Origin of the sequence: Erythrobacter sp. EC-HK427, assembly GCF_902498745.1 — a bacterium.
In the GTDB taxonomy this organism is placed as follows: domain Bacteria; phylum Pseudomonadota; class Alphaproteobacteria; order Sphingomonadales; family Sphingomonadaceae; genus Alteraurantiacibacter.
Genome location: NZ_LR701479.1, coordinates 1,372,485 through 1,389,321, shown reverse-complemented (window position 1 = coordinate 1,389,321; position 16,837 = coordinate 1,372,485). Strand labels below are relative to the sequence as shown.

At 64.5% G+C, this 16,837-nt stretch carries 17 protein-coding genes and 1 tRNA gene; 7 read left to right on the top strand and 11 right to left on the bottom strand.

The window, feature by feature from the left end:
- Positions 1 to 96: 96 nt before the first annotated feature.
- Positions 97 to 172 (bottom strand) — tRNA-Lys (locus tag GC121_RS06800).
- Positions 173 to 359: 187 nt separating this feature from the next.
- On the opposite strand from GC121_RS06800, the gene GC121_RS06795 reads away from it, so the two are divergent.
- The gene (locus GC121_RS06795) at positions 360 to 962 is read left to right on the top strand and encodes a hypothetical protein (protein ID WP_151973363.1); all 603 of its coding nucleotides are present in this window, start codon (positions 360 to 362) and stop codon (positions 960 to 962) included.
- Positions 963 to 1,106: 144 nt separating this feature from the next.
- Here GC121_RS06795 and folK read toward each other — a convergent pair whose 3' ends face one another.
- Genes folK through GC121_RS06780 form a run of 3 tightly spaced genes read right to left on the bottom strand, consistent with a single transcriptional unit; the run spans position 1,107 to position 3,337 of the window.
- Entirely contained in the window at positions 1,107 to 1,592 is a 486-nt protein-coding gene (gene folK / locus GC121_RS06790; protein ID WP_151973362.1) for a 2-amino-4-hydroxy-6-hydroxymethyldihydropteridine diphosphokinase, read from the bottom strand.
- A gap of 29 nt (positions 1,593 to 1,621) precedes the next feature.
- Entirely contained in the window at positions 1,622 to 2,485 is an 864-nt protein-coding gene (aguB, locus tag GC121_RS06785) for an N-carbamoylputrescine amidase (RefSeq protein WP_151973361.1), read from the bottom strand.
- Between the two features lie 6 nt (positions 2,486 to 2,491).
- Positions 2,492 to 3,337, bottom strand: a complete 846-nt coding sequence (locus GC121_RS06780) for a class I SAM-dependent methyltransferase (RefSeq protein ID WP_151973360.1) — start codon at positions 3,335 to 3,337, stop codon at positions 2,492 to 2,494.
- Positions 3,338 to 3,441: 104 nt separating this feature from the next.
- On the opposite strand from GC121_RS06780, the gene msrA reads away from it, so the two are divergent.
- On the top strand, positions 3,442 to 3,969 hold the full coding sequence (msrA, locus tag GC121_RS06775; protein ID WP_151973359.1) for a peptide-methionine (S)-S-oxide reductase MsrA: 528 nt from the start codon (positions 3,442 to 3,444) through the stop codon (positions 3,967 to 3,969).
- Between the two features lie 48 nt (positions 3,970 to 4,017).
- Here the strand turns inward: msrA and GC121_RS06770 are convergent, their stop codons facing one another.
- Complete coding sequence (locus GC121_RS06770; protein ID WP_151973358.1) at positions 4,018 to 5,232, bottom strand: RsmB/NOP family class I SAM-dependent RNA methyltransferase; 1,215 nt, start codon at positions 5,230 to 5,232, stop codon at positions 4,018 to 4,020.
- 145 nt (positions 5,233 to 5,377) lie between these two features.
- Here GC121_RS06770 and GC121_RS06765 point away from each other — a divergent pair, with 145 nt between their 5' ends.
- Both GC121_RS06765 and GC121_RS06760 read left to right on the top strand, forming a co-directional pair.
- Positions 5,378 to 5,533: a DUF1674 domain-containing protein gene (locus GC121_RS06765; RefSeq protein WP_151973357.1), complete on the top strand. Its 156-nt coding sequence runs from the start codon at positions 5,378 to 5,380 to the stop codon at positions 5,531 to 5,533.
- A 32-nt stretch (positions 5,534 to 5,565) separates the two neighbouring features.
- Entirely contained in the window at positions 5,566 to 5,778 is a 213-nt protein-coding gene (locus GC121_RS06760; protein WP_151973356.1) for a hypothetical protein, read from the top strand.
- A gap of 115 nt (positions 5,779 to 5,893) precedes the next feature.
- On the opposite strand, the gene hemH is transcribed toward GC121_RS06760, so the two are convergent.
- The 4 genes from hemH to GC121_RS06745 are packed head-to-tail and all read right to left on the bottom strand — an operon-like array spanning position 5,894 to position 10,160.
- On the bottom strand, positions 5,894 to 6,928 hold the full coding sequence (gene hemH, locus GC121_RS06755) for a ferrochelatase (RefSeq protein WP_151973355.1): 1,035 nt from the start codon (positions 6,926 to 6,928) through the stop codon (positions 5,894 to 5,896).
- Entirely contained in the window at positions 6,925 to 8,775 is a 1,851-nt protein-coding gene (locus tag GC121_RS06750; protein ID WP_339390121.1) for a molybdopterin cofactor-binding domain-containing protein, read from the bottom strand. The genes hemH and GC121_RS06750 overlap by 4 nt, the downstream gene beginning before the upstream one ends.
- On the bottom strand, positions 8,776 to 9,198 hold the full coding sequence (locus GC121_RS15850; protein WP_339390120.1) for a molybdopterin cofactor-binding domain-containing protein: 423 nt from the start codon (positions 9,196 to 9,198) through the stop codon (positions 8,776 to 8,778). It abuts the gene before it with no gap.
- Entirely contained in the window at positions 9,195 to 10,160 is a 966-nt protein-coding gene (locus GC121_RS06745; protein ID WP_151975634.1) for an Mrp/NBP35 family ATP-binding protein, read from the bottom strand. Before GC121_RS06745 ends, GC121_RS15850 begins: the two co-directional genes overlap by 4 nt.
- Positions 10,161 to 10,254: 94 nt before the next feature.
- Here GC121_RS06745 and hflK point away from each other — a divergent pair, with 94 nt between their 5' ends.
- The 3 genes from hflK to GC121_RS06730 all read left to right on the top strand — a co-directional run bounded on the left by hflK (position 10,255) and on the right by GC121_RS06730 (position 13,973).
- Positions 10,255 to 11,430 carry a protease modulator HflK gene (gene hflK / locus GC121_RS06740; protein ID WP_234421139.1) on the top strand — a complete coding sequence of 392 codons (1,176 nt, stop codon included), beginning with the start codon at positions 10,255 to 10,257 and terminating at the stop codon, positions 11,428 to 11,430.
- 1 nt (position 11,431) lies between these two features.
- Positions 11,432 to 12,292, top strand: coding sequence for a protease modulator HflC (gene hflC, locus GC121_RS06735; RefSeq protein WP_151973354.1), 861 nt, complete (start codon positions 11,432 to 11,434; stop codon positions 12,290 to 12,292).
- A gap of 148 nt (positions 12,293 to 12,440) precedes the next feature.
- Positions 12,441 to 13,973 carry a Do family serine endopeptidase gene (locus GC121_RS06730; protein ID WP_234421322.1) on the top strand — a complete coding sequence of 511 codons (1,533 nt, stop codon included), beginning with the start codon at positions 12,441 to 12,443 and terminating at the stop codon, positions 13,971 to 13,973.
- Between the two features lie 87 nt (positions 13,974 to 14,060).
- Here GC121_RS06730 and GC121_RS06725 read toward each other — a convergent pair whose 3' ends face one another.
- Both GC121_RS06725 and msrB read right to left on the bottom strand, forming a co-directional pair.
- A complete protein-coding gene (locus GC121_RS06725) occupies positions 14,061 to 16,193 on the bottom strand; it encodes a transglycosylase domain-containing protein (RefSeq protein WP_151973352.1) in 2,133 nt (710 codons plus the stop codon).
- A 110-nt stretch (positions 16,194 to 16,303) separates the two neighbouring features.
- Positions 16,304 to 16,726, bottom strand: a complete 423-nt coding sequence (gene msrB, locus GC121_RS06720; protein WP_151973351.1) for a peptide-methionine (R)-S-oxide reductase MsrB — start codon at positions 16,724 to 16,726, stop codon at positions 16,304 to 16,306.
- Between the last annotated feature and the right edge of the window lie 111 nt (positions 16,727 to 16,837).

The following is a 16,837-nucleotide window of genomic DNA, read 5'->3' as shown; positions in this document are numbered from 1 at the left end:
GTTATGTCGGAGCCGCGACAGCTTTATGACTAACCCCGTATTAACGCGCAAATTCGCACGCGGCGGCGCCCTGTGGATAGGCTGCGGGGGGAAATGTGGTGAGCCCTGCTGGGTTCGAACCAGCGACCTACTGATTAAAAGTCAGTTGCTCTACCGACTGAGCTAAGGGCCCCACGGGCAGGACGGGTCTCGTCCGGAGGCGCTCCCCTAAAGGCGTGGGCACAGCGGGTCAAGCGTCGGGTCTGCCACCTGACCGATAGGGCATATGCAATTGCGCTTTGCGCCCCGCACCACGCCTCTTGAACCGTCCTGCTGATAACGTTACCAAATCGGGCGATTGCTTTGGGAAAGGGATCGCAATGAAAGCCGTGTTCACTTCACTCGCCGCTCTGTCCTTTTTGGCCAGCACGCCTGCTCTGGCGCAGGATGCGCCCGTCGCGCCGCGCAACACGCCCGGCCTGCCTGACGAGCTGGTGCCAATCGACGATCTGCTGACCGGCGGGCTGCTCAACGATCCGACCAGCCTTTCGTGGGATGCCTACGGTGTCACCCGCGAACTGGTGCAGGATGCGAGCTATCCCGGTGGCGGCGCGGCTAACCGCGTGTCCATCGGGCCGAGCGCCAATGTCTATGATGGCGGGCTCAACATCCCGCTGCTGGCGCCTGTGCGCGCGCAGGAACAGCTGACCATCGGCTTTTTCGCCCGCACCATTTCCAGCGAGGCGGAAGACGGCAACGGCCGCGTGCAAGTGCGCTTCCAGATCAACCAGCCGCCCTATGCCGGGTTTGGCGAGGAAGTTGTGGTGATCGACACCGACTGGGACTTTTACGAAGTCACCGCGCCCGCTGACCGCGCAATGCGCCGCGATGGCATTGTGACGATCCAGTTCGGGCTGGAAGCGCAGACGGTCGAAATCGGGCAGGCAATTGTGGTGAGCGGCACGCGCTCGGTGCTGGATTAGGCAGTCTATATAAAACTCCCCTAAAAGCCCTTCCCCTTGGGGAAGGGTTGGGATGGGGGTTCGGCGTCAATTTGGCCTGGAACCCCCACCCCCGGCCCCTCCCCACGGGGAGGGGAGAATTGCTCAGGCCGATAGTGGCGCTTTCTAAACCCGCGCCGCCAATTGCCGCAGCGTCAGGCCCGTCAGCGGATCGCGCCAGTGCGGGGCGATTTGCGCGGCGGGTTTGAGCACGAAGTCGCGGGTGCGGAAGCGCGGATGCGGGACGAGCAAGTCCGGCGCGGCCACCATGCCGCCGCTCCACAATACGATATCGAGATCGAGCACGCGGGCGCGCCATCGCTGGCCGCGCCGCACCCGCCCAAGTGCCGCCTCCGCTTCGTGCAGCACGTCGAGCAGGCTCTGCGGATCGAGCCGCGTGTCGAGCAACAGCGCCGCATTGGCAAAGCGCCGCTGCGACGGGCCAACCGGCGCGCTGTCCATGATGCGTGATCGCGCGGTGACGGTGCCTGCGGTTCCGTCGAGCAGCTCCATTGCAGTCGCGACAACGCTGCGCGGCGCGCCGAAAACCGCGTGCCGCTGGTTGCTGCCGAGCGCGATCAGATAGGTATGGTCGTCAGGATAGCTTGGCATCGGATTTGACAGGCTCCACGAAAGAGGAGCTAGATATCTTCGGCAATCCGCCCGTATAGCTGCGGGCGGCGGTCGCGGAAGAAGCCCCAGCTGGCGCGGTGTTCGCGCGCGGCGTCGAGATCGAGTGTGGCGGTCAAAACGCCGGTCTCTTCCGCGCCATATTGCCCGATATAGTCGCCCCATTCGTCGCAGATGAAGGAGTGGCCGTAGAAGCGGGTGCCCTCCGCTTCGCCGCCCTCATGGCCGATGCGGTTGGCAGCGACGACGGGCATACAATTGCTCACCGCATGGCCGATCATCGCGCGGCGCCACATCCGGCTGGTGTCCATCTCCGCATCTTTCGGCTCGCTGCCGATGGCGGTGGGGTAGAACAGCACCTGCGCGCCCTTCAGCGCCATCACCCGCGCGCATTCGGGGTACCACTGGTCCCAGCAAATGCCGACGCCGATGCGCGCGCCGAACACGTCCCACACCTTGAACCCGTCATTGCCCGGGCGGAAATAGAACTTCTCTTCATAGCCCGGCCCGTCGGGGATGTGGCTTTTGCGATAGGTGCCCATCACTTCGCCATCCGCGCCGATCATCGCGAGCGTGTTGTAATAATGGTGCCCGTCGCGCTCGAAAAAGCTGGTGGGGATGGCAACGCCCAGTCCCTTGGCCAGCGCGCGCATGGCGATGACCGAGGGGTGCTCCAGTGTCGGGCGGGCGAGCGCGAAGAAGGCGTCCTTCTCCTCGCGGCAGAAATAGGGGCCGGAAAACAGCTCGGGCGGCAGGATCACCTGCGCGCCCTGCTGCGCCGCCGCCTCCACCAGCGCGGAAACGGCGGCGATATTGGCCCCCTCGTCCTCGTTGCCGAGGGCAAGCTGGAGCGCGGCGACCGAAAGCGTGCCCAAGGCGCGTTACGCCCGCTTGCGGAAGAGCAGCGTCATGCGGTCGCTCTCGCCAATGGCTTCGTAGCGCGCACGGTCTTGGTCGCCCAGCGTCAGCGTGGGCGGCAAGGTCCACACACCCTCTTCCCAATTGGCGGGATCGGCGGGATTGGCGTTCACTTCGCTCGTATCGACCAGCTCGAACCCGTTGAGTTCGAACAGGCGGATCACGTCCGACTGGCGCAGATAGCCGTTGGAGCCATTGGCATAATCCCAGCTGGCATCTTCGGAGGCGCGGTGCTGCACCACGCCGACCATGCCGTCATCAGCCAGCAGTGTGCGGATCGCGCGCAGTTCGGCATCGGCGGCGTTGCCGTTGAGCAGGCCGTGGATCGAACGGAAGATCAGCACCCGGTCCAGCGTGCCCGCAACATCGGCGGGAATGGCGTTGCTTTCAAACGCGGTCACCTGCGCGCCCCCTGCCCACTCGGCAGCGGCCATCGCGGCGGTGAAACGCTGCGGCCAGGTGGTGCCGTCTTCCGCAGGCGGACGCCCTCCCTGGAAGGCGAAATACGCGCCCTGCGGAGCGAGCCACGGCAGCAGCACGCGGGTATACCAGCCGCCACCGGGCGCAAATTCGGCGACGCGCATGGTCGGCTCGATCCGGAAGAAGGCGAGCGTTTCTGCCGGATTACGATACTGGTCGCGTGCGCGGTCACCATCGCGGTGCGGCATGGCGAGGATATGCTCCAGCGGATGCGCCTCTGCGCCGTGATGATCGCCATGATGCGCACCGTGCGCGGAATGGTCTTGCGCCAAGGCAGGGGTAGCAAAAGCCAGCGCCGCGGCGGCGGCCAGAAGGGGGGTGTTACGCATGATATTCTCCCAAGCAAAATCTGCCTTGCGAAATGGCAGTCCATTTGCCCGATGACAAGCGGGTCTATCGTCCCCATCTTCGCCGCCAAAGGAGAACCCAGCGTATGAGCGAGACAGTTATCGTGGCCGGCGGCTGCTTCTGGTGCACCGAGGCGGTGTTCAAAGACGTGATTGGCGTGGAAAGCGTGGAAAGCGGCTATATCGGCGGCAGCGTGTCCAACCCGACTTACAAACAGGTCTGCACCGGCAGCACCGGCCATGCCGAGGGGGTAAAGGTCACATTTGATCCCGCGCAGGTGAGCCTGCCCGACATCTACGACATGTTCATGGGCACGCACGATCCCTCGCAGCTCAACCGGCAGGGCAATGATGTCGGCACGCAGTACCGCTCCGCCATTTTCCCGCTCTCCGACGAACAACGCGCCGAGGCCGAGGCCGCGATAGCCCGCTGGAACGAGGGCCATGGCGGCGGGGCGGTGACGACCATCGAAAGCGGCGAATGGTATCCGGCGGAGGATTACCATCAGGAATATTGGGAAGGCGAAGGCCAGCGCAATCCCTATTGCCTCGCGGTGATCCCGCCCAAGCTGATGAAACTGCGCAAGAGCTTTGCGAGCAAGGTGAAATCGTAAGACTTCGGAAACTGCTCAAGCCCGCTTGAGTTAACCTTCGTCTCCCGCTCAGCCCCTGAAGCGGGCGACGAAGAAGCCGTCCAGCCCGCCCGCTTCGTTCAGCATTCCGGGATGCGTGCGCAGCCAGCCCTCGGCGGTTGGCTCAAGGCCTGCGGGAAGCTCGTCTGCGGTGATCGGCAGCGGGTCGAGCGGGCATCCCGCCGCAATTTCCTCGCCCTCTTCGCGCTCCAGCGAGCAGGTCGCGTAGACCAGTGTGCCGCCGGGCTTGAGCCAGTTGGCCGCGCGCTCCAGCAATTGGCTTTGCAGCAGCGCCATCGCCTCGATCTGGCGTGGCCCGATGCGGTGGAGCACATCGGGATTGCGGCGGCAGGTGCCCGTTGCGGTGCAGGGCGCGTCCAACAGGATCGCGTCGTATTGTTCTTCGGGATGCCACCCCATCGCATCGGCCAGTTCGATGGTCGCGGACAGGCCGGTGCGCTCCAGATTCTGTTGCAGCCGCTCCAACCGGCGCGGCGAGTTGTCGAGCGCGGTGACCTGCCAGCCCGCGCTCGCCAGTTGCAGCGTCTTGCCACCGGGCGCTGCGCAGAGGTCGAGCACGTTTCGTCCCTCGCCCTGACCCAGCAGCCGTGCGGGGATCGACGCGGCGAGATCCTGCACCCACCACGCGCCGTCCTCGAAGCCGGGCAGGTTCTCGATTGCGGTGCCACGCGGCAGGCGCATATGGCCGGGGGCAAGGCTCTCGCCCTCCAGCCCGACGGGCACGTCTCCCCGCAAAGTCAGATCGAGCGGCGGCGGCGCGGCGAGACCTGCGGCGATGGCCGGCGCATTTCCCCCCCAGCGCACGGCCACCGCCTCGGGCAAGGTCGGCGCAGCAGGAAGCCCCGCTTCCGCGCGAGACAGAGTTGCGAAAACGCCGTGTGCCAGCCGCTTCGGCCCGCCATCGAGCAGGGGCAAAGCGGTGGCAATCACCGCGTGCGCCGGCGTGTCCAGCCGCAGCCATCCGGCGAGCATGATCCGCAGCACCATGCGCGCCTTGGCATCATCGGGCAGCGGCTTTTGGGTCGCGCTGTCGATCAGCGCATCAAGATCGACCAGCCAGCGCAGCACTTCGCCCGCCAACGCGCGCGCCAGTGCCCGGTCCGAATGCGAAGGCAAGCCATTGGCCGCCCCGCCCGCCTGCTCCAGCGTCTCGCCCCGCCGCAACACGGCATCGAGCATTTTGAGCGCGGCGCGGCGCGGAAGGAGTCCGGGGATTTGTGACATGGCGGATGGCTCTAGGACGATGCGCCGCCTCTATCAATTCGTCATTGCGAGCGACCGCAGGGCGCGCGGCAATCCAGCAGCGACGGGACTGGATTGCTTCGCTACGCTCGCAATGACGAGAAAAGGCCACTACATTGCCAGAACCATGAAACGCGCCACCCAACGCCCCGCCCAATTCGCCAAGCCCGCCCACTGGACAAGCGAACCCCCACCCGCGCCCAAGCCGGGCAAAGTCGACGAAGACCTCAGCCCGACGCGCTACGGCGACTGGGTGCACAAGGGCATTGCGATCGATTTTTGAAAGATCACAGCTGCACTGGTGTCGATCTGACAGTGGCCACAATTGTACAGAACGCGATGCTGCCCAGAATTACGGCGATTGTGACAGAAATCAGAAAGATTGGCAGCAAGAGGGCTGATATTGTCAGAACGACGATTGATCCGATGGCTGAGAATACGATTGGCCGCTGCACAATCTTGTCATTCATCAAGAAAGCGAAAGCGAAAGCCGGAAATATAAACGGAATTGAGAACATTAGTCCGTAACCAAAAGCGTCGGAAATGCTTGCAGTATTCCCGTCATACACAGCAGATCCGACAGCCATTCCTGCCAAGCCAAGCAAGTGCGACAAAGCCAAAGCTGCTAGTAAAGCAATCCGCCTCAAACCCACCCCGCCAATTCGCGTCGCACAATTGTCTCGATCATGTCCATGCTCGTTTCGCGGGCATTCAGACATTCAATCGTTGCAAACTGCTCGCCACCCGCTTCGAGAAATTCGTCGCGGCCTTCCATCGCCAGTTCTTCCAGCGTCTCCAAGCAATCGGCGGAGAAGCCCGGCGCGGCGATGGCGAGGCGTTTGGTGCCTTTGGCCGCCTCGGCCAGGATCGTATCATCCGTCGCCGGTTCCAGCCATTTGGCCGGGCCAAAGCGGCTCTGGAAGCTGACCGCTATACGGATATCGGGGCGATTGATTGCAGCCGCCAGCAGCCGCGCGGTCTTCTGGCAGTGGCAGTGATAGGGATCGCCCTGCGTCAGCGTGCGCAGCGGCATTCCGTGGAAGCTCAGCAGCAGCACTTCGGGCGTGAAGGCAAGTGCCTCCAATTGCGCCGAAATATCCTTCGCCAACGCGGCAATATACACCGGATCATCGTGATAGGGCGGCATCGTGCGCATCGCAGGCTGCCAGCGTTGCGCGCGCAGCCAGTCACTCACCTTGTCCACCACCGTGGCCGAGGTCGCGCCCGAATATTGCGGATACATCGGCGCGAGCAGAATGCGTTCGCACCCTGCCGCCTTCATCGCATCAAGCTGGTCGGGGATCGAGGGCGAGCCATAGCGCATCGCCCATTCCACATGGACAGCATCGCCCATCCGGCGCTGCAAATCCGCTGCCTGATCCTGCGTAATCACCGCCAGAGGCGATCCGCGATCTGACCAGACCTTCTTGTATGCCTCCGCGCTTTTGGCCGGCCGCGTGTTGAGGATTACCCCGCGCAGGATCGGCTGCCAGATCAGCGAAGGGATTTCGATCACCCGCTTGTCGGACAGGAATTGCGCCAGATACCGCCGAACCGGCCCCGTCTCGGGCGCGTCGGGCGTGCCCAGATTCACGAGCAGCACGCCGACCTTGCCGGTTTTAACGGGCGGATGGTCAGCAGGAAGCTGCTGCGGAAGGCCGGAGAAGGATTGGGTCATGTAAAGGCAGACAGCAATGGCAGGCGGCGGAGACGAAGGCCAGTAGCACTAAAGAAGGCATTGGCAACCGCCGGAGCCACCGCGGGCACGCCGATTTCGCCGGGATCGAAGGGCGGCTCCGCGCTTTCGACCAGCTCCACGCGGATCTCCGGGCAATCGGCCAGCGTCGGCAGGCCAAGCGCGGCGAGCCGCTGGTGAGTGGGCAGGCCCGCTGCATATTCGGTCGCTCCGCCCAGCGCCTGCGCCAGCCCGAAGATCAGCCCGCCTTCGATCTGCTGCAAGGCGATATCGCGGTTGACGATCCGCCCGATATTGACCGCTGCCGAAAGCCGCCGCACGCGCACCCCGCCTTCACCCGCGCTCGCCTCTGCCACCACCGCGATGCGGCCGGTTGCGCCGAATGCATCCATCCGGTGGCAGGCGAGGCCCTGCCCGCTGCCTTCGCTCGCGCCGTCCCATGCGCCCAGCCGACCGGCGCGTTGCAGCACGTCGGCTAGCAGCGCATCCTGCCCCAGCATGGCGATGCGGTAACTGAGCGGTTCGCGGCTGTGGCGCAGCGCCACCTCGTCGATAAAGCATTCGCGGAAGAAAGCGGTGTAGCCTGCCGCCCCGCCGCGCATGGGGGCGGTGGGCAGATCAAGCTCCACCGGGATATGCTGGATCTGCACATCGGGGATGGCATAGCTTTGCATCAGCCCTTCGACCATGAAAGGGTCGGGCTGGTCGCCTGCGCCTGCCATCGCCGCCCAGTCGGCGGTATTGTCGAACAGGCGGTGGCCAAACTCGCGCATCGTGGCTGGCGAAGCGATGCGCGCGCGCAGCTGGCTGATCGAGCCTTCCTCGCGCAATTCGGCACCGATAAACGCGGCCACTGGCGCGCGGGGATAGGAGGCTGCGTGCTCCTGCCAGCGCGACCAGGTGAGCTGCACCGGTCGCCCCGCCTCGCGCGCGATCAGCGCGACTTCGATGGCCGCCTGGTTATCCAGCCGCCGGTCGAAACTGCCGCCTGCCGACACCGGATACAGCACGGTATCGGCCAGCGAAATGCCGAGCGCCTTCGCCGCCGCCGCGCGCGCGGCCTCGGGAGTTTGCGTGGGCATCCACAATTCGAGCAGACCGTCGGCAAAGCGCGCGGTGGCGGTGGTTGTCTCAATCGTGGCGTGAAGCGCGGGCGCTACGTCATAGCGGAGCGCGAAATCGGGGGCGTAGCCGTCATCGCCCACGCCGCGCTGGTCGACATTGAACGCCGGGCCGTTGCGCACGCCGTTGTCGAGCGCCTCGGCCATGGAAAAGCTGTCGACCGCGCCTTCGATGCGGAAGTTGGGCGCGATCTTGCGCAAGGCCTCTTCGGCGGCCCACCAGTTTTCCGCCACCGCCGCCAGCCAGCGTTTGCCGCGCACCAGGCTGATAAGGCCTTGCTGGCCGGCGGCGCGGTTCTCGTTGAATTCACCGAGTTCGGCTTTGCGGAACGGCCCGTGGCGGATCGCGGCGAACACCATGTCGGGCAAGCGCACATCGCCTGCAAAGATATGGCTGCCATCCACCTTACTCGGCAGGTCGAGCCGGGGAAAGGCGAGTGCACGCTCGCCATCCTCGGCCTCGATCACCGGCGCGGTTTCAGCAGGCGGTGCAGAGCGCAAGGGCGGCGGGTCGGGCGGGGATTGCCGCGCGGCTTCCAGCGCCAGTTCGGCAAAGCTGGCGCGCTTGTCCTCGTGATAGATGAAGCCTGCCTCGGCGCGGCATTGTTCCCATGCGACATCCCACAGATCGGCAGCCGCCATCGCCAGCATCGCCCGCGCGGAGGCTCCGGCATTGCGGCACGCCTCCTCGTAAGCGGCGAGCGGCAATCAGGCGGCGGTGACGGTGAAGCGGTTGTCCTGCGCCCAGCGTTTGAGCAGCCGGTCGTCCGCATCGTCGGCAAGGCTTGGCACCCACGGCTTCCACAGGGGCGCCCAAGCGGCAGCGAGCGGCAGATTGGCGTAGGCCCCGCTGGTGGGCGCGGGCTCGACCGCGATCTGCCGCCAGTCCGCGCCCAATTCCATCGCAACGATCTGTGGCAGGATGGTGGTCACCCCCTGCCCCATTTCCAGTTGCGGGACGGCAACGGTCACCACCCCGTCGCTGGCGATTTTGAGCCAAGCGTCAAACGCTGCCTCTCCCGGCCCGGGTTCGAGCGGGTGATCGAAGCTGCGCGGCACCAGTGACCATGCGACCAGCAGTCCGCCGCCCACCGCTGCGCCCGTCAACAGGCCACGGCGCGACAGCTTCACCGCGTGCGCTCCAGCTGTTGCACCAATTGTGCAGCCAATATGCGGAAGGGTTCGCCCGCTTTTTCGTCCGCAAATGCAGGCGGCGTGCCCGCATCGGATTGCTCGCGGATGGTCAGCGCCAGCGGAATCCGGCCTAGGAAGGGCACGCCCATATCCTTCGCCGCATTCTCCGCCCCGCCTTGCCCGAAAGGATGGCTCGCCTCGCCGCAATGCGGGCAGAGATACCCCGCCATATTCTCGACAATGCCAAGGATCGGAACATTGGCCTGGTTGAACAGGTCGATCGCGCGGGTGGCATCGATCAGCGCCAGATCCTGCGGAGTGGACACGATGACCGCTCCTGCGGGTCGGAATTTTTGCAGCATCGTCAATTGCACGTCGCCCGTGCCCGGCGGCAAATCGACCAGCAGCAGCTCGGTATCGCCCCAATCGGCTTCCATCAGCTGCGATAACGCGCCGCCGACCATAGGGCCGCGCCACGCAATTGCCTTGCCCGGTTCAATGAGCTGCCCCATCGACACCATGCGCACACCGAATGCGCTGTCATGCGGGATCAGCATTTTCTCGGTCGCGCGCAGTTTCACCCCTTCGCCGCCGAGGAGTTTCGCCTGCGAGGGGCCGTAGATGTCAGCATCGACCACGCCGACCTTCCTGCCTGTCGCCGCCAGCGCCACGGCGAGATTGGCGGTGAGCGTCGATTTGCCCACGCCGCCCTTGCCCGAGCCGACGGCGATGATCTGCCGCTCCACCTTGTCCGCCATCATGGCGACGCGCACCTGTGCCACGCCGTCCACCGCGCCTGCCGCTTCCTCCAGCTCGCGCTGCAATTGCGCGGCGGCGGCTTTGCCGAGCCCGGTGGCATCGGCGATGATGGTGGCTGTCCCGTCCTTGAAGGATACGCTGCGGACAAGGCCCGAAAGTTCGGGCGGAAGGCCTGACCTGATTGCGGTATCGGAGCTCATAGTCACGCCTGCTAGCGGCTCTGCTACGCGCGGTCAGCAATTTTGCGCGATCAAACCCCTGTTTTTTGCGCGGCGGGTTCTTATAGAGAGACATATGGAACGTTTCGGCGGATTATTCGAAAAGATCGGTCTGGCTATGGCCGGCAAGCGCAACCCCTGGGGCAAGCCCTCTGGCAGCGGAGGCGGCAATGATGGCGGGGACGGAGGCGATGGCTCGTCTGGCGGCTCTGGCGGCGGCTCCGACAATGGCCCGCGCAATCCGTGGCTGCCCGGTGGCGGTGATGGGCCGCGCCGCTCAGCGAACATAGAGGACATCTTCAAGAACCGCGGTCCCGAAGGCCCGCGTCGCGGCGGCGGCGGTGGCCCGCGCGGCCCCAATTTCCGCCTGCCCGAACGTCCCGGCGGCAAAAGCTGGCTGCCGGTCATTATCGTCGGGATTGTCGGCGTGTGGGCGATTTTCAGCTCCGTCCATATCGTCCAGCCTTCCGAAAAGGGCATCAAGACATGGTTCGGCGGAGCCTATGCGGGTGATTTGAACGACGGTATCAACTTCACCGCGCCGTGGCCGATTATGACGGTCGATATCGAAAACACCGACCAGATCCGCGAACTTCCCATCGGCGATCAGGGCGGGGACAATCTGATCCTGACCGGTGACCAGAATTTGGTCGATCTGTCCTATCTGGTGCGCTGGCGGGTGAGCGATCTGGTGCAATACCGGTTCGAGCTGGAAAATCCCGAAAACACGCTGCGGGAAGTGGCGGAAGCGGCGATGCGCGCCGCTGTTGCCGAAACCACGCTGGACAATGTTCTGTCGGGTGAAGGCCGCGCATCGGTGCAGTTGCACGTGCGCACACGGATGCAGCAAATCCTTGATGCCTATGGCGCGGGGATCGCGATTGACGGTGTCGAAATCAACCGCACCGAAGCGCCCGAAGAGGTGATCGAGGCATTTAACGACGTGCTGGCGGCGCGGCAGAACCGCGAACAGGCCTTGAACGAAGCGCGCCGCTACGAACAGCAATTGCTCGCCCAGGCGCAGGGTGACGCGGCGCAGTTCAACGAGATTTACGAACAATATGTGCTCGCCCCCGAAGTGACGCGGCGACGCCTCTATTACGAAACCATGGAAACCGTGCTGCGCGGCACCGACAAGGTGATCGTCGAGGCTGAAGGTGTCACACCCTATCTGCCACTGCCCGAAGTCAATCGCCGTGCGCGCGAAGGCAATACGCTGACCGTCACACCGACCCCGCAGGAAGGACAGTAAGTTGGACTCGCTTCTCCAGAACCACAAAGGTTCGCTCATTGCGGTGATCGCCTTGATCGTTGCGCTGCTCAGCACGCTGGTGGTGGTGCCCGAAACCGAGCAGGGCGTGGTGATCCGCGCAGGTGAGCCGAACCGGGTCATCAACCGCTTCGATCCGACGCAGGAATTTGGTGATACCGGCGCAGGCATCAGCTGGCGCATTCCGTTTCTGGAAAGCGTGCAAATGGTTGATCGCCGCATCCTCAGCCTCGATATGGAAGGCGAAACCGTGCTGTCGAACGACCAGCAGCGGCTGGAAGTGAACGCCTATGCGCGGTATCGCATTTTTAATCCTGTGCTGTTTGTCGAGCGTGCGCGGACCGAGGAGAACCTCACCGGCCAGCTGGAACCGATCCTGTCTTCCGCCTTGCGGCAGGAACTGGGCCGCCGCACTTTCGCCAGCCTGCTGACGCCCGAGCGCGGCAATGCGATGGAAAACATCCGCGATGCGCTCGACGCCGAAGCGCGCAGCTATGGCGCTCAGATTATCGACGTGCGGATCAAGCGCGCCGATCTTCCCGAAGGCGCACCGCTGAACGCCGCCTTCCGACGGATGGAATCAGACCGGCAGGAAGAAGCTGAAACCATCCGCGCCGGTGGCCGCCGCGATGCGCAGATCATCCGCGCCGAAGCCGAAGCCGAAGCCGCGCAAATCTATGCCGCAGCGTATAATCAGGATCCCGGATTCTACGATTTCTATCGCGCGATGGAGAGCTATCGCCGGACTTTTGGCCCCGGCCGCGAAGGCGAGGATGTGGGCGAAAGCGCGGTGATTCTGAGCCCGGACAATGATTATCTCCGCCAATTCCGCGGCGGGCAGTAGCCCGCTTTGCGCCAGCGGCGGATAACGATTACAGATGTCGTTAAACGCGCGTTCAGCCGTCATGCGTTGGATTGGCGCGGGACCGATATCGCGGCGCAAGCATTGTGCTCATGCGAATGAAACGAAGGAAAACGAGGACGTGAAGCCAGTGAAATATTCCTACGGCATCACCGGCGCGCTGCTTTTGGGCGGCGCCACCATTTCGATGATCACCGGCCAGCCCGCGGGCGCGCAGGTGGCGCAGAACGATTCCGCGCCGATGAGCAACATCGTGCCGCGCGCGGGCGCTCCGGCGAGTTTTGCCGACCTGACCGAGCAATTGCAGCCGGCCGTGGTCAATATCTCCACCCGCCAGTCGATCACGGTGGAAGCGCAGGGCAATCCGTTTGAAGGCACGCCGTTCGGCCAGTTCTTCCAGCAGCAGCCGCGCCAGCAAGGCCCGCAAACGCGCGAGGCACAATCGCTGGGTTCGGGCTTCCTCGTCTCGGCAGACGGCTATGTGGTCACCAACAACCACGTTGTCGCGCCCGATGCGCGCGCCACGCTGGAAGAAGTGACCGTCACTCTCCCCGATGGCCGCGAATATGAAGCAGAGCTGGTCGGCACCGATCCCGACAGCGATCTGGCGGTGCTCAAGATCAGCCGCGGCGAGCCCTTCCCCTTCGTGCGTTTCGGCGATTCGAGCGAGGCGCGCGTGGGCGACTGGGTGATTGCCATCGGCAACCCCTTCGGCCTTGGCGGCACGGTGACGAGCGGTATCGTCTCGGCAGTGCTGCGCAATGTCGGATCGGGCGCGTATGACCGCTATTTGCAGACCGATGCAGCGATCAATCGCGGCAATTCGGGCGGCCCGCTGTTCGATATGCAGGGCAATGTGATCGGCATCAACAACGCTATCCTCTCGCCTTCAGGCGGCAGCGTCGGCATCGGCCTCGCCATCCCCGCCGAAGTCGCCGCGCCCATCGTGCGCCAGCTGATCGCGGGCGAGGCGATTGAGCGCGGCTTCCTTGGCGTGCAGATCCAGCCGGTGGATGAAGACATTGCCGATGCGCTGGGCATCGAGCGCAATCGCGGCGAACTGGTGCAAGGCGTGCAGCCGGGCGAGGCAGCCGACGACGCAGGTCTGCGCGCGGGCGACGTGGTGATCTCGGTCAATGGCGAGGATGTGACGCCGGACAACACCCTGTCCTTCATCGTCGCCAATATCGCGCCGGGCACGCGGGTGCCGCTGGTCTATATCCGCGACGGCGAGCGCCGCCGCACCAATGTGACCGTGGGCCGCCGCCCGAGCGCGGAAGAACTCGCCCGCCAGCAAATGTTCCAGGACGAGGAAGACGAGCAGGGCGCGATGACGCCCGAAGGCTCGTCCAGCCTGGTGCAGGACGCGCTGGGTATTCAGGCGATCCCCATCGACGCGACGATTGCCCGTCAGCTGGGCGTATCCACCGATACGCGAGGTCTGGCGATTACTGCCGTCGCGCCGGGTACCGACGCCGAGCGGCGCGGCCTTGCGCGCGGGGTGATGATCCTGTCCGCCAATGGCCGCCCGGTGCCGACGCTCGAAGCGCTGGAGCAAGTCATTGCAGAAGCGCGCGACGCCGGTCGCGGGGCGATCCTGCTGCGCGTGCAGGCTCGCCGGGGCCAGCCGCAATCGGTGCCGGTGCGCCTGATCGCCGAATAGCTGCGTGAAACGCTGACAAAAAAGGCCCGGTTCTGCACGCGCAGAGCCGGGCCTTTTGCTATGCGATCACCTTGCGCAAACTAGCCGCTAAAACCGCTCCTCGTACCGCAAATCCTCGCTCGGGCGGCGCTGCTGCGGGGCTTCGCGCGGGATGTCGCGCCCGATTGCCTCTTCGAGGAATTCGTCGCTGGCGGCAGGCGGCGGCTTGTCCTGCGACGTGCCGCCGCGCTCGCCCTGGACATCAAACCCGTTATCGCCCGGGCGGCTGGTGCGGCCCGGTTCGACGAGATTTCCCTGCTCGTCGATGTAGTAATAGTAGTCGCCTTCCTCGCCCGCATAGTCCTCGTCGGGCTCCAGCTGCCATTGCGGCAGTTCCAGTTCGGTGTCGAATTCCTCCACCGGCCGGTCACGCACGGCATAGCGCATAAAGGCGGCAAAGGCGCGCGCGGGGGCGGTGCCGCCTTGCAGACCGGCGACGCGGCCATTGTCATCGCGGCCCATCCACACGCCGGTGGTGATGCCGCTGGAGAAGCCGACGAAATACCCGTCGCGATTGGTGTTGGTGGTGCCCGTCTTGCCTGCGACCGGACGCCCGATCTGTGCCGCGCGACCCGTGCCGGTAGCGACTGCGGTTTGGAGCAGGTCGGTAATTCCGGCGGCGACATAATCGGGCACGAGGCGATAGCTGCGCTCTTCGCGGTGGCGGTAGATTTCCTCTCCGCTCGCCGTGGTCACGCGCAGGATGCCGTAAGGCTCCACCGAATTGCCGCCCGCCGACACCGCCGCAAAAGCGCGGGTCATGTCGATCAGCCGCACTTCGTTCGAACCCAGCGTCATCGAGGGCACCGTACTGATCGCCGTGGTAATGCCGAAGCGCCGCGCCATGCTGGCGACGTTGGAGAAGCCGACTTCATTGCCCAGCTGCGCGGCGACCGAATTCTTCGAATAGGCAAAGGCGGTGCGGATATCGATTTGCCCTGCATAGGAACCGCCCGAATTGCGCGGGCTCCAGCCATTGATCGTCACCGGCACGTCCTGCACCAGATCCTCGGGCGTATAGCCCGCCTCCAGCGCGGCAAGATAAACGAACAGTTTGAACGAGGAGCCCGGCTGGCGCAGCGCGTCGGTCGCGCGGTTGTAATTGCTGGTGACGTAATCGGTGCCGCCCACCAGCGCCAGCACCGCGCCATCGCGGTCCATACTGACCATCGCGCCCTGTGCGCCATCGGGGGCATTGCTCTGGATCGCGGTGGTCGCCGCGCGCTGCATCCCGACATCGAGCGTCGTCCACACCTCGATCGGTTCGGTGGTCTCCTCGGTCAGCAGCAGGTCGAGCTGCGGCAGCGCCCAATCGGTGAAATAGCGGATCGATGTCTGCCCTTCGACCTCGCGCAGATTGACCGAATCGAGCTCTACTTCGCGCGCCACTGACGGGTCGAGATCGCCGTAGCGCACCATCTGCCCAATCACGACATTGGCGCGGCTCACCGCCGCCTCGGCATCCGCGGTGGGGGAATAGCGGCTCGGCGCTTTCACCAGCCCGGCGATGATCGCCGCTTCTTCCAGGCTCAGTTCGGTCGCCGGATGGCTGAAGAACCGGCGGCTGGCGGAATCGATGCCATAGGCGCCGCCACCGAAGTACACCTTGTTGAGATAGAGTTCGAGAATCTCGTCCTTGGTGAAGTTCCATTCCAGCGCCATCGCCAGCACCGCCTCGCGCAGTTTGCGATCAAGCGTGCGGTTGGAATTCAAAAAGACATTGCGCGCCAGCTGCTGCGTGATTGTGCTGGTGGCGCTCACTTGCCGGTCTTCGTTGAAGGCGTTGTACACCGCGCGGCCCAACCCCATCGGATCGACGCCGATGTGCGAATAGAAGCGATGGTCTTCCACGCTGACCATCGCATCCTTCATCACCTGCGGGATTTCGTCGGCCTCCAGCCACTGGCCATAGCTCGGCCCCAGTTCGACGATTTCGGACCCGTCGCGCGCACGCACCAGAATGGTCTGCGCGTTCTGGCTTTCCCTCAGCTCGGAGAAGCTGGGCATCGACTGCGCGGCGAAATAGACCGAGGTAAACAGCGCGATCGTGCCGAGAAAACCGACAAACACGCCCAACAGCACCAGACGCTTCGTCCAGCGCCACAGGCCCGCTTTCCAGCCGGTGCCCGGCTGCTTCTTGCGCTTGGGTGTGGTGGAGCCGCTGCCCCTGCCTCTGGCCATCAGCCTGTCACTACTCCGCAGCGGCGATGGGCGCCTTGCCCGTCACCCGATATGACGAAAACCGCCACTGCATAATGCAATCATAATGCGGGGTGAACGCCAATTCGCGCTTAATCGCCGGATTTGTCGCGAACTTCGCCCTCGGGCTCAAAGGCAAGCGAGGCGGAGTTGATGCAAAAGCGAAGCCCTTCGGGGCCGGGGCCGTCGGGGAAGACGTGCCCCAAATGCCCGGCGCAGCGGGCGCAGGTGACTTCGGTGCGCACCATGCCGTGCGAGCTGTCCTGATGCATATCGACGTTCTGCTGGTCGGCAGGCGCGGTGAAGCTGGGCCAGCCGGAGCCGGAATTGTACTTCGTTCCGCTGTCGAACAGCGGCAGCCCGCAGCCGGCGCATTTGTAAAGACCCCCGGCCTTGTTCTTTTCATACTTGCCGGTGAACGCCCGCTCCGTCCCGCCTTCGCGCAGGATGTGATACTGCTCGGGCGAAAGCCGCTCGCGCCATTCGGCTTCGGTGAGGTTCATCTTTTCGGTCATCGGAGTGCTCCTTTGGGCGACGATATGGGGTTTGGCGCAAAGACCTGCAACGCCGCCATTGGTTCGCTTTTTCGCACCCGCTGCTTTCGGGCAGTCGCCCTTGCCCTAGGT